The 11,844-nt window shown below is 64.4% G+C and carries 10 protein-coding genes; 7 read left to right on the forward strand and 3 right to left on the reverse strand.

Translation table 11 applies throughout. The features are described from left to right. Window positions 1–4 precede the first annotated feature (4 nt). From BJA_RS12925 to BJA_RS12940, 4 genes are all read left to right on the forward strand, one after another. Window positions 5–1,735 (forward strand): cation:proton antiporter, encoded by a 1,731-nt coding sequence (locus BJA_RS12925; RefSeq protein ID WP_011085400.1) that lies wholly within the window; start codon window positions 5–7, stop codon window positions 1,733–1,735. Between the two features lie 176 nt (window positions 1,736–1,911). Next, window positions 1,912–2,988 (forward strand): 3,4-dihydroxy-2-butanone-4-phosphate synthase, encoded by a 1,077-nt coding sequence (gene ribB / locus BJA_RS12930; RefSeq protein ID WP_011085401.1) that lies wholly within the window; start codon window positions 1,912–1,914, stop codon window positions 2,986–2,988. Between the two features lie 132 nt (window positions 2,989–3,120). Beyond that, a complete protein-coding gene (locus BJA_RS12935) occupies window positions 3,121–4,335 on the forward strand; it encodes an acyl-CoA dehydrogenase (protein WP_011085402.1) in 1,215 nt (404 codons plus the stop codon). Between the two features lie 189 nt (window positions 4,336–4,524). Further along, on the forward strand, window positions 4,525–5,448 hold the full coding sequence (locus BJA_RS12940; protein WP_038965893.1) for an MBL fold metallo-hydrolase: 924 nt from the start codon (window positions 4,525–4,527) through the stop codon (window positions 5,446–5,448). Window positions 5,449–5,455: 7 nt separating this feature from the next. Here BJA_RS12940 and BJA_RS12945 read toward each other — a convergent pair whose 3' ends face one another. Continuing rightward, window positions 5,456–6,310 (reverse strand): DUF1499 domain-containing protein, encoded by an 855-nt coding sequence (locus BJA_RS12945; RefSeq protein WP_011085404.1) that lies wholly within the window; start codon window positions 6,308–6,310, stop codon window positions 5,456–5,458. A 205-nt stretch (window positions 6,311–6,515) separates the two neighbouring features. Beyond that, on the reverse strand, window positions 6,516–8,144 hold the full coding sequence (locus BJA_RS12950) for a fatty-acid--CoA ligase (protein WP_011085405.1): 1,629 nt from the start codon (window positions 8,142–8,144) through the stop codon (window positions 6,516–6,518). 65 nt (window positions 8,145–8,209) lie between these two features. Here BJA_RS12950 and BJA_RS12955 point away from each other — a divergent pair, with 65 nt between their 5' ends. After that, entirely contained in the window at window positions 8,210–9,289 is a 1,080-nt protein-coding gene (locus BJA_RS12955) for an extensin family protein (protein WP_011085406.1), read from the forward strand. Window positions 9,290–9,327: 38 nt separating this feature from the next. Here BJA_RS12955 and BJA_RS12960 read toward each other — a convergent pair whose 3' ends face one another. After that, a complete protein-coding gene (locus BJA_RS12960; RefSeq protein ID WP_011085407.1) occupies window positions 9,328–10,014 on the reverse strand; it encodes a L,D-transpeptidase in 687 nt (228 codons plus the stop codon). Window positions 10,015–10,351: 337 nt separating this feature from the next. On the opposite strand from BJA_RS12960, the gene BJA_RS12965 reads away from it, so the two are divergent. Both BJA_RS12965 and BJA_RS12970 read left to right on the forward strand, forming a co-directional pair. Continuing rightward, window positions 10,352–11,329 carry a magnesium transporter CorA family protein gene (locus BJA_RS12965; protein WP_011085408.1) on the forward strand — a complete coding sequence of 326 codons (978 nt, stop codon included), beginning with the start codon at window positions 10,352–10,354 and terminating at the stop codon, window positions 11,327–11,329. Between the two features lie 185 nt (window positions 11,330–11,514). After that, window positions 11,515–11,733, forward strand: coding sequence for a hypothetical protein (locus BJA_RS12970; RefSeq protein WP_082901028.1), 219 nt, complete (start codon window positions 11,515–11,517; stop codon window positions 11,731–11,733). The last annotated feature ends 111 nt before the right edge of the window (window positions 11,734–11,844 follow it).

Here is an 11,844-nt window from a genome sequence, read left to right on the forward strand (position 1 = left end):
TGGCATGCATGAGCTTATTCGCGACATCACTCTCTGTATCCTGTTTGCCTGGATGCTGGGCCTGCTCGCCCATTTCTCCCGGCAACCGCTGATCCTGGCCTACCTTATCGCCGGCTTCTGCATAGGTCCATTCGGCGCCGGCTGGGTCAAATCGCAGGAATCGATCAGCGTCATCTCCGAGCTTGGCCTGATCTTCATGCTGTTCATGATCGGGCTGGAGATCGACCTGAAGAAGATCGTGCGGGCGGGAAAGGTGATCCTGTTTGCGGCGGGCGGCCAGCTGCCCGGCGGCTGCCTGCTCGGGGTCCTGTTTTTCGCCGGCATCGGCCTGTCGCTCGGCGGCGGGCATTTCGATGCGGTCTATCTCTGTATCGCCTGCGCGCTGTCGAGCACCGTCATCATCGTCAAGGTGCTCTACGAGAAGCGCGAGCTCGACACGCTGCCCGGCCGCATCACGCTCGGCGTGCTGGTGCTCCAGGACATCTTCGCCATCCTGTTCCTGGCGGTGCAGCCGAGTCTTGCCAATCTGCAAGTGAGCGTCATCCTGCTCTCGATCGGCCGCGTCGCGGTGCTGGTCGCCGCCGCGCTGCTGGTCAGCCGCTATGTGCTGCCGCGCCTGTTCCACCAGATCGCCCGCCGGCCCGAACTGATCCTGCTCGGCGCGCTCGCCTGGTGCTTCCTCGTGGCCGAGACCGCGGAGCGGCTGTCGCTGTCGCGCGAGATGGGCGCCCTGATCGCCGGCGTCTCGCTTTCGACCTTTCCCTATGCGCTCGACGTCACCGCCAAGGTCACCACGCTGCGCGACTTCTTCATCACGCTATTCTTCGTCGCGCTCGGCATGACCATTCCCGTGCCCGGCCTCTCCGTGATCGGGCTTGCCTTGATGATCGCGGCGTTCACGGTGGTGAGCCGGCTCGTCACGACCTTCACGCCGCTCTACCTGATGAAGCAGGGGCTGCGTGCCAGCCTGTTGCCGGCCCTGAACCTCGCGCAGATCTCCGAGTTCTCGCTGGTCGTGATCCAGACCGGCGTCACCGACAACCACATCGCAGCCGAAACGGCGAACGCGGCCTCCTTCGCCTTCGTGGTGCTGGCCGTGCTCTCGACTTTCGTGATGACGCGCAGCGACGAGATCGCCCGCTGGGCGATCGGCCCGTTGAAGCGGATCGGCCTGCGCGATCTCGATCACGGCAACGGCCATGCCGAGGAGGGCCACGAGGGCGGCCATGGCGAGGCCCGCCGCATCGTCATCCTGGGCTTTTTCCGCGCGGCTAGCGCGCTGCTGGCCGAGATCGAACGGCAGGCGCCGGTGTTGCTCGAGCAGATCACGGTGGTCGATTTCAACCCCAATGTGTACCAGACCCTGCTTTCACGCGGTCTGCACGTGATCTATGGCGACATCAGCAGCGCGGACACGCTGCTCCATGCCGGCGTCGGCAAGTCCGAGATGATCATCCTCAGCGTGCCGGATGCGCTTCTCAAGGGCGCCAGCAACGAGAAGCTGGTCCGCCACGTCCGCACCCTCAACCCGACCGCCATGATCGTGGCTACGGCCGATCTTTTGTCGGATGTCGGCGAGCTCTACGAGGCCGGTGCCAGTTACGTCACCGTGACCCGACTCAGCGACGCCCACGAGCTGTTTACCGTGATCGAGGCCGCCCAGGCCGGCCTGCTCGCGGATAAGCGCGCCGAGCTCGACCTGCGGCTCGGCGAGCGGAGAGAGGTGCTGCCCTGACGGCGTCCGGCCGTCTTCCTTCCGGGGTTTGTGCGCCTATATCCCTGGTATCTTCGGTGCAAGCCTGAGACCCGCCGCCCTGACGGCCATCTGGCATATGCGGTTGCGTCCAGGACACTAGCGCTTGGGGCCAAGTCCGGCTAAGCCTCCGGCCCATAACCGATAGAGATTGGGAAATGCCCGATACCGTCCAGGAAGTCTTGCAGGCCTTTGCCAGGGGCGAGCTCGTCGTCGTCACCGACGATGAGGACCGCGAGGGCGAGGGCGATCTGATCGTCGCGGCCTCGCTCTGCACCGCCGAGAAGATGGCGTTCATCATCCGCCACACCTCCGGCATCGTCTGCGCGCCCGTGACCACGGAGGACGCGCGCCGCCTGCGGCTCGATCCCATGGTCGCCCACAACGATTCCGCGCATACCACCGCGTTCACGGTCTCGATCGACTACAAGCCCGACGGCGGCACCGGCATCTCCGCCGAGGAGCGCGCCTCGTGCTGCCGCGCGCTGTCCAATCCCAATGTCGGCGCCAACGATTTCGCCCGGCCCGGCCACATCTTCCCGCTGATCGCCAAGGACGGCGGCGTGCTGCTGCGCTCCGGCCATACCGAGGCCGCCGTCGACCTCTGCAAGCTCTCCGGCCTGCCGCCGGTCGGCGTCATCAGTGAGCTGATGAACGACGACGGCAGCGTGATGAAGGGCGAGCAGGTCGCCCGCTTCGCCGCCCAGCACAAGCTCAAGCACGTCACCATCGCGGACATGATCGCCTACCGCCAGGTGCGCGAGAAGCTGATCGAGCGGGTCTCGACCTTCGTCACCGACAGCCCGATCGGCCCCTTGCAGGGCTATGCCTATCGTTCGCCGTTCGATTCCATCGCCCACGTCGCCTTCGTCTACAACGGCGTCGGCGACGGCAAGAACGTGCTGACGCGCTTCCACAAGCCGAACATCGTCAAGGACATCTTCACCGGGCACAAGCGCATGGCGGCCGTGCTCGAGCATTTCGAGAGGTCCGGCCGTGGCGTGCTGGTTTACTTGCGCGACGGCGCTGCCGGCGTGCCGGTGGCTCCGCTGCCCGACGAGACGTCGACGGAGGCCGACCGCAACCGCCAGTGGCGAGAGATCGGCGTCGGCGCGCAGATCCTGCGCGATCTCGGCGTCACCTCGATCCGGCATCTCACCTCCTCGGTGCACGACTACAAGGGCCTGTCGGGCTTCGGCATCGAGATCGTCGCCAACGAGCTGCTCGAAATCTGACGACGTCGTTTCCGGGCGCGCGCCGTTGCGCGAGCCCGGAATGATCGAAACCAGGATGCAATTGAACTTGTTGCCGCGGCGCTTTACTTTGTCGGGCAATTGTTGACGGAACCAGACGCGAAAGGACGTTTCATGAGCGTGCGCCCTCAGACCAAGGACAAGCCGGCTGCGGCTTCTTTCCAGTGGGACGATCCGTTCCTGCTCGACGAGCAGCTTACCGAAGACGAGCGCATGGTGCGCGACACCGCGCGCGCCTACGCCCAGGACAAGCTGCTGCCGCGTATCACCAAGGCCTATCTCGAAGAGACGACGGATCGCGAGATCTTCAACGAGATGGGCGAACTCGGCCTGATCGGCATCACGCTGCCCGAGGAATATGGCTGCGCCAATGCGAGCTACGTCGCCTACGGCCTGGTCGCGCGGGAGATCGAGCGGGTCGATTCCGGCTATCGTTCGATGAACTCGGTGCAGTCCTCGCTGGTGATGTACCCGATCTACGCCTATGGCGACGAGAACCAGCGCAAGAAATACCTGCCGAAGCTCGCCAGCGGCGAGTGGGTCGGCTGCTTCGGCCTGACCGAGCCCGATGCCGGCTCCGATCCGGCCGGGATGAAGACCCGCGCCGAGAAGGTCTCGGACGGCTACCGCCTGACCGGCAGCAAGATGTGGATCTCGAACGCGCCGATCGCCGACGTGTTCGTGGTCTGGGCCAAGTCGGCCGCGCATGACAACCAGATCCGGGGCTTCGTGCTGGAGAAGGGCATGAAGGGCCTCTCCGCGCCGAAGATCGGCGGCAAGCTCAGCTTGCGCGCCTCCATCACCGGCGAAGTCGTGATGGACGGTGTCGTGGTTCCGGAAGACGCGCTGCTGCCCAACGTCTCCGGCCTCAAGGGCCCGTTTGGCTGCCTCAACCGCGCCCGCTACGGCATTTCCTGGGGCGCGCTGGGCGCGGCCGAGGACTGCATGCACCGCGCCCGCCAGTACACGCTCGACCGCAAGCAGTTCGGCAAGCCGCTGGCCGCGACCCAGCTCGTCCAGAAGAAGCTCGCTGACATGGAGACCGAGATCGCGCTCGGCCTCCAGGGCTCGCTTCGCGTCGGCCGCCTGATGGACGAGGGCAAGTTCGCCCCCGAGATGATCTCGATCATGAAGCGCAACAATTGCGGCAAGGCGCTCGACATCGCCCGCGTCGCGCGCGACATGCACGGCGGCAACGGGATCTCGATCGAGTACCACGTGATGCGCCACGTCCATAACCTCGAGACGGTCAACACCTACGAGGGCACCCACGACGTCCACGCCCTGATCCTGGGCCGCGCCATCACGGGCATTCAGGCGTTTTTCTAGTCGCCACGTATTCCGTGGCCGTTGTTTTGCTCGGCTGTCATCGTCCGCCCTGTGCGCAATTGCGCACTAGAGCGGACGATCCAGTATCCCGGAGACCTCGCCTTCGCCACGAACGCTACGGCGTACTGGATACCCCGCTTTCGCGGGGTATGACGGCGAGGGGTGGGGCAGCAGTGCACAGGAAGTCCCATGTCCGACAACGACGACGTCCCGTTCAACCGCAACTTTCCACTCAAAGCCGGCGTCGTCGAGGAAGTCCGCCCCGGCGTGCGGCGCGTGCTCTGTAACAATCCGAGCCCGTTCACCTTCAGCGGTACGGTCAGCTACATCGTCGGCACGGGCAACGTCGCGATCATCGATCCCGGTCCTGATGATGCGGCGCATGCGACTGCGCTGCTCGATGCCGTGCGCGGCGAGACGGTGAGCCACATCTTCGTCACCCACACCCACCGCGACCATTCGCCGAACACGGCGCGGATCAAGCAGGCGACCGGCGCGCCTGTTTATGCCGAGGGCCCGCACCGCGCCTCGCGCCCGCGCTTCGAGAGCGAGAAGCACAATCCGGAATCCGGCGTCGATCGCGATTTCGCGCCCGATATCAGGATCGCCCATGGCGACGTCGTCGAGGGCGCGGGCTGGCGCCTCGAGGCGGTGGCGACGCCGGGTCATACCGCCAACCATCTCGCCTTCGCCTGGCCCGAGCGAAAATTCAACTTCGTCGGTGACCACGTGATGGGCTGGTCGACCTCGATCGTTGCGCCGCCCGACGGGTCGATGATCGACTACATGGAATCGCTCGATTGCTTGGCCGCCCGCGAGGAGGATCTCTATTTCTCAGGCCATGGCCCCGAGATACCGGATGGTCCGCGCTTCGTGCGTTTCCTGATCCGCCACCGCAAGGCGCGCGAAGCCTCTATCCTGCATCGTCTCGCCAAGGGCGAGGCCGACATCCCGACCATGGTGCGTGCGATCTATATCGGCATCGATCCACGGCTGACGACGGCCGCGGGCTATTCCGTGCTGGCGCATCTGGAAGATCTGGTCGCCCGCGGCGTGGTGGCGACGGATGGCGATCCCGTGATTGGCGGGACATACCGGATGGCGGGAGCCTAGCTCACCGTCACTTCTTCACCGTCTTCGCCGGTGCCTTCGGCGGCGTCACCGGGGTCTTCTTCACCGGCTTCAGCGCGTCCGCATCGGCGGCGGTGTTGAGATCGTCGATGAATTTTGTGACGCGGGCGGCGTTGCTGCCGAGGTCGCTCTCGAAATACCGCGAGGCGGAGCGGATATCGACGCGGGAATCGTCGCCGTCGGGCACGACCCTGATGGAAATGTCCTCGCGCAAACCCATGATCGGCGTGCGCGCCACCGCCTCGATGCGTCCGATGCGGCGCGGCGGCTGCGGCGCGCGCTCGTCGATGACGAGCCATTTGCGCTTGTTGACGATCTGGAGTGCGATCGCATAGGCGCGGTCGACCGGGATCTCGAGCTCGATCGGCTCGATATCGGGATAGAAATGGCGCTGCTGCTCGGCCGAATAGAGGCCGGCATAAACCGCGGTATTGGCGCCTTCACCGGTGCGCAGGCGCGCCAGCGCGTCGAAGCGGGGCGGGTCGATCGGGTCGGTCGTGACGTCGTGGATCGCCGGCAGCTTGCGGTATTGCAGGCCGAGATAGGCCGGGTAGGCGAGGATCATGCCGTCGATCAGGAAGGCGAGCAGGATGCGCGCCATGCCGCGCGAGCCGTTCTGCCAGATCGCGGCGAAGCCGGCGAGGCCGAACAGGATCGAGAGCGCGGCGATGGCGAGGCCGCCGAAGAAGGTGGCGAGCGCCGGCTTCGGCTCCAGGAAGCCGAACCGGACGACGAGGATCGACACCGCCACCGCCACCACCGCGAACACGGCCAGATTGCGCGCCCAGCTGGCGAGGCTGGACACGGGCTCCGACTGGTAGGGAGCGGAAAACCTGCGGGCCATCGGGTGAGCTCTGCCGGGGTTTTGGAGGCGGTGCCGCGCCGATCTGGCGCGACGACAGGAGGCGTTGAGACCACGCCCCGGCGGCAAATTCAAGGGAGACCGGGTTGCTACTGCCCGTCATTCCGGGGCGCCCGAAGGGCGACCCCGGAATCTCGAGATTCCGGGGTCGATGCCGTTGGCATCGCCCCGGAATGACGCGTAAGTCCTACGCCGCCGCGTTCGGGAAGCGGTAATCCTTGAACTGGTCGCGCAGCGCGGTCTTCAGGATCTTGCCCGTGGCGGTGTGCGGGATGCCCTCGACGAAGGCGACGTCGTCGGGCATCCACCATTTGGCGATCTTGCCGTCCATGTACTTCAGGATGTCCTCACGGCTGGCCTGCTGGCCCTGCTTGAGCTGCACGATCAGTAGCGGCCGCTCGTCCCATTTGGGGTGGAAGACGCCGATCACGGCGGCCTCCGCCACGGCCGGATGGCCGACCGCGAGGTTTTCGAGGTCGATCGAGGAGATCCACTCGCCGCCGGACTTGATTACGTCCTTGGAGCGGTCGGTGATCCGCATGTAGCCGTCCTCGTCGATGGTCGAGACGTCGCCGGTGTCGAAGAAGCCGTCCTCGTCGAGGATGTTGGCATCGAGCCGATAATAGGCCTTGGCGACGGCGGGGCCGGAGACCTTGAGGCGGCCGAAAGTCTTGCCGTCCCAGGGCAGCTCCTTGCCGGCATCGTCGGTGATCTTCATCTCGACTGCGAAGGGCGCGTAGCCCTGCATCTGGAGCACATCGAGCCGCGCATCGCCGGTCGCGTTCTGGAACGGCGGCTTCAGCGCCGCGACGCTGCCGATCGGGCTCATCTCGGTCATGCCCCAGGCGTGGCGGACGTTCGAGCCCATGTCGAGGAAGGCCTTGATCATCGAGCGCGGCATCGCCGAGCCGCCGCAGATCACCATCTTCAGGTGCGGCAGCTTCAGATTGTTGGCGGTCATGTGCTGGAGCAGCATCAGCCACACCGTGGGCACGCCGGCGGTGTGCGTCACCTTCTCGGTCGAGAGCAATTCATAGACCGAAGCGCCGTCGAGCTTGGCGCCGGGCATCACCAGCTTGGTGCCCTGCGAGGGCGCGGAGAAGGCGATACCCCAGCTGTTGGCGTGGAACAGGGGCACCACCGGCAGCATCGTCTCGGAGGCGCTGGTGCCGAGCGCATCGACGTTGTTCGCCATCAGCGCGTGCAGCACGTTGGAGCGATGCGAATACAGCACACCCTTCGGATCGCCGGTGGTGCCCGACGTGTAGCACATCGCCGCCGCCGTGTTCTCGTCAAAGTCCTTCCATTTGAATTTGCCGTCGGCCTGCGCAATCCAGTCCTCGTAGGCCACCGCATTCTTCAGCGTGGTCTCGGGCATATGCGCCTTGTCGGTCAGCACGACGTAGCGCTCCACGCTGGGCAGCTTGTCGGCGATCTTCTCCAGGATCGGAACGAAGGTGATGTCGGTCATCACGATGCGGTCCTGCGCATGGTTGATGATCCAGGCGATCTGCTCGGGGAAAAGGCGGGGATTGACGGTATGGCAGATGGCGCCGATCCCCATGATGCCGTACCACGCTTCGAGATGGCGCCAGGTGTTCCAGGCGATCGTTGCGACGCGGTCGCCGAGCTTGATGCCGTCGCGCTCCAGCATCTGCGAGACCTTGAGCGCCCGCTTGTGGATCTCGGCGTAGGTGGTGCGATGGATCGGTCCCTCGATCGATCGCGTGACGACCTCCTGCTTGCCATGAATCCTGGCGGCGTGTTCGATGATCCGGTGGCAGAGCAGGGGCCAGTCTTGCATCAAACCAAGCATTCCGACGTTCCTCCGAGAAGTCGCTGGACGCGTTATCGCTCTCAGCGTTGGGCCAAAGAATTGTCATGAGTTTTAGCCTGCCGGACTTTCGCCGCAAATGGTCTTGTCGCGGCTATATGTCCGCCGGCGCGGCAATGGTTACCGTCGCGCTGGGGCTGACGCTTGGGCTCGCGGATCGGGCGGAGGCGCGAAAATATGCTGCGCCGCTCGATATCTTTGGCTTTGGTACACCACGGCCGCGCGCGAAGGTTCATTCCGCCAAGATCCCGCTACCGAAACCTCGCCCCGCGGAGGCCCCCAAAGCACCGGACGGGGCCGCACCGGAGGCCGACGGCAAGCCTTCCCCGGACAAGCCTTCCCCCGACAAGCCGGCCGAGGCGCCGCCGCTGCCCGAGAAGCAGGTCTCGGCCTGCCGGCTCGCGCTGACCGAGGAGATCGCAATTGCACCCTCCATCCCCGATATCCGCGGCCCCGGCGGCTGCGGTGGCGAGGATCTGGTGCGGCTGGAGGCCATCGTGCTGCCGGACAAGCGCAAGGTGGCGGTCAAGCCGGCGGCGATCCTTCGCTGCACCATGGCGTCTGCGATAGCCGACTGGGTGCGCAAGGACATGGTGCCGCTGGCTACCAGTCTCGGCTCGACCATCAGCGATCTCGACAATTTCGATAGCTTCGAGTGCCGCGGCCGCAATCGCATCGTTGGAGCGTTGCTGTCCGAGCACGGCAAGGCCAACGCCCTCGACGTCCGCGCCGTCAAGCTCGCCAACGGGCAGTCGATTGGCCTCACCGATCGCACCATGTCGCGTGACGTGCGCGAGCGTGTGCTGCATTCGGTGTGCGCGCGCTTTTCCACCGTGCTCGGCCCTGGCTCGGACTGGTACCACGAGGACCATATCCATCTCGACCTGGCGCAGCGGCGCAACGACTACCGGATCTGCCAGTGGAACGTCTGGGATCCCCTGCCGCAGATCGCGCCGCTGCTGCCGGCGGAACGGCCCGAGGAGGCGCCGCCGCGCGAGGTCGCGTCCAAGCCTGAGGCAAAGGATGGGGCTGGTGACGAGGCGGCGGAGAAATCCCCCGCGCCTGCGGACAAGCCGGCGGCCGACAAGGTCCAGCCGTCCAAGCCGGCAACAAAAAAGCGCCGGTAAAACCGGCGCTTTTGAATGTCGGAGATCGGGAGAGGCGATCAGTAGCTGCCCGCCTGGCCAGTTCCGCCGGCACCGAGCGCCAGGCGCGAATTGTAGGGCGAGTCGCCGTGCTTCGGCTCGAGCACCACCACGATGGTGCCGACCTTGACGCGGCCATAGAGGTCGATCGCGTCCTCGTTGGTCAGACGGATGCAGCCCGACGAGATCGAGGCGCCGATATATTCCGGCTGGTTGGTGCCGTGGATGCGGAACAGCGTGTCCTTGCCGCCCGAGTAGAGATACATCGCGCGGGAGCCCATCGGATTGTCCGGACCGGGCGCAACATAGGTCGGCACGCCCAGGCGCGAAATCTCGCCCGGGGTCGGATGCCAGGCCGGCCACTCGGTCATGCTGCCGACCTTGGCGATGCCTGACCAGGCCATGGCTTCTTCGCCGACGGTGATGCCGTAACGGATCGCCTTGCCGCCATCCAGCACGTAATAGAGGTAGTGGTTGTCGGAATCGACCACGATCGAGCCGGGCGATTCTTTGCGGTGATATTCGACGATGGCGCGGCGGAACGGCTCTGCGACCGGGGTGTTTTCGTACCGGACCTTGGCGAGCAGTTCCTTGTCCTTCGGCTTGAAGGCCTTGGTGTCGGTCGCTTCGAAATGCGTGGCCTGCATGCAGCCCGACAGCATCAGGCCAGCGGCCAAAATCCCCAACTTAACTTTCAGCGACGACATGATTTGGTTCCAATCAAAACAATACCGCGCGGGAAAGCCTGAGCTTAGCGCCCAACTTCCTCGACTCCGTTAATCCCATTATCGTTGAAATCTGCCACAATTCCAGCACTCAAGGCCTTTTCCCGCGCTGCGAGACCTCAGCTGTGGCTTTTTTGCCGCAAGTTTTTCAGGTTTACGCGGGTTTTGGGGCAAAGCGTGCCGGATTGTCGATTCTGTGTCACGGTTGGGCCACAGCGTCGCCACAAATGCAAACGCTCCGTTAATGTGCTTGTCATGATGAACTTGTCAGAATCGCGCTAAAGGCTGTCATTCTGTCGCAGGTTCTCTGGAGTTGTTCATGTTTTCGGTGTTTGTTCCCTCCGAGTCCTCCCTCAAGAAGGCCGTCATCGAGGATCTCACGGCGTTGCCGGAGAATGCGGTCTGGATCGACCTCTTCAGTCCGAGTGCGGCCGAGGACAAGGCGGTGGAGCGGCTTGCGGGCATCGCCATCCCGACCCGGGAAGACATGCAGGAGATCGAGATCTCCAGCCGCCTCTATATCGAGAACGGCGCGCGCTACATGACCGCGACGCTGATGTGCCACTCCGATACCGACATGCCCCGGACCACGGCGGTGACCTTCATCCTCGGCGACCACCGCCTGGTGACGGTGCGCTACGACCTGCCGAAGCCGTTCGCCCTGGTCGAGGCCAAGCTGGGCCGCTCGTGCACGCCGGCGATCACCGGCGAGATGGTGCTGATGGAACTGCTGGACGCCGTGATCGACCGCTGCGCCGACATTCTGGAGCGCTGCGGCGCCGAGATCGACCAGGTTTCGCACGACATCTTCGAGCCCGAGAGCGAGCGCCACGGCCACGCCAAGCAATATTCCCAGATCCTGATCTCGATCGGCCGCAAGGGCGATCTGACCTCCAAGGTTCGCGAGAGCCTGGTCTCGATCGGCCGCGTCGTCGCCTTCCTCTCGGCGGTGGTTGAGGGCGTGAAATGGTCCAAGGACATGCGCGAGCAGCTCAAGACCATGCAGCGCGACGTCTCCTCGCTGACCGACCACGCCTCCTATCTCTCCAGCAAGATTACCTTCGTGCTCGACGCCATGCTCGGCGTCGTCAATCTCGAGCAGAACAACATCATCAAGCTGTTTTCGGTCATGGCTGTTGTCCTGATGCCGCCGACGCTGATCGCCTCGATCTACGGCATGAACTTCAAGTCGATGCCGGAACTCGAATGGGCGCACGGCTATCCGATGGCACTGGTGCTGATGCTGATCGCGGCCATCGTCCCGTACTGGATCTTCAAGCTCAAGAAGTGGCTCTGATACCTACCGAGACCTTACGCCGTTCGTCGAGACATGGTGGTTGGTGTCGCAGAATAGAGCGGGATTGCGGCGTCGCGGTGATGCGTGGCTGCCGCCCCAATTCCTCCGGTAAAATTTGAGCGGTGAGCTGAACGTTTGCGCGAAACTTGTCTGCGATAAGTAGTGCGTAGCCGCGAGGAACAGCCATGGTTGAAAAACACATAACGTCGCCCCGGAACGTCATCGATCTGGCGAACTATCGTCAGGCCCTGGCGAACGGCAAGGCGTCGTCGATGTCGGCACGCATGTGCCGGCACTGTGGTGCTCCGCTGCTCGATGGTGAGAACGACGACGACTGCTCGACTGCATTCAACACGGCCACGCCAAGGCCGCGCGAGAGGTCACGTCGGATTCGACTCGATTGAGCAACGGAAGGTAAGGGCGATCCAGGTCTTGCGGCGGCTTTGTCTGGATCGCCTGCTTCCCTAGGCACTGTTTCCAATTCCGTCATTGCGAGAAGCGAAGCGACGAACCAA

This window comes from Bradyrhizobium diazoefficiens USDA 110, assembly GCF_000011365.1.
GTDB classification, from domain to species: Bacteria; Pseudomonadota; Alphaproteobacteria; order Rhizobiales; family Xanthobacteraceae; genus Bradyrhizobium; species Bradyrhizobium diazoefficiens.

Coding starts and splice junctions, on each gene's coding strand:
- BJA_RS12950 (WP_011085405.1), bottom strand. CDS start 8,144: ATGCTTGGTTTGATGCAAGACTGGCCCCTGCTCTGCCACCGGATCATC.
- BJA_RS12960 (WP_011085407.1), bottom strand. CDS start 10,014: ATGTCGTCGCTGAAAGTTAAGTTGGGGATTTTGGCCGCTGGCCTGATG.
- BJA_RS12940 (WP_038965893.1), top strand. CDS start 4,525: ATGTCCGACAACGACGACGTCCCGTTCAACCGCAACTTTCCACTCAAA.
- BJA_RS12945 (WP_011085404.1), bottom strand. CDS start 6,310: ATGGCCCGCAGGTTTTCCGCTCCCTACCAGTCGGAGCCCGTGTCCAGC.
- BJA_RS12970 (WP_082901028.1), top strand. CDS start 11,515: ATGGTTGAAAAACACATAACGTCGCCCCGGAACGTCATCGATCTGGCG.
- BJA_RS12955 (WP_011085406.1), top strand. CDS start 8,210: ATGAGTTTTAGCCTGCCGGACTTTCGCCGCAAATGGTCTTGTCGCGGC.
- BJA_RS12925 (WP_011085400.1), top strand. CDS start 5: ATGCATGAGCTTATTCGCGACATCACTCTCTGTATCCTGTTTGCCTGG.
- ribB (WP_011085401.1), top strand. CDS start 1,912: ATGCCCGATACCGTCCAGGAAGTCTTGCAGGCCTTTGCCAGGGGCGAG.
- BJA_RS12935 (WP_011085402.1), top strand. CDS start 3,121: ATGAGCGTGCGCCCTCAGACCAAGGACAAGCCGGCTGCGGCTTCTTTC.
- BJA_RS12965 (WP_011085408.1), top strand. CDS start 10,352: ATGTTTTCGGTGTTTGTTCCCTCCGAGTCCTCCCTCAAGAAGGCCGTC.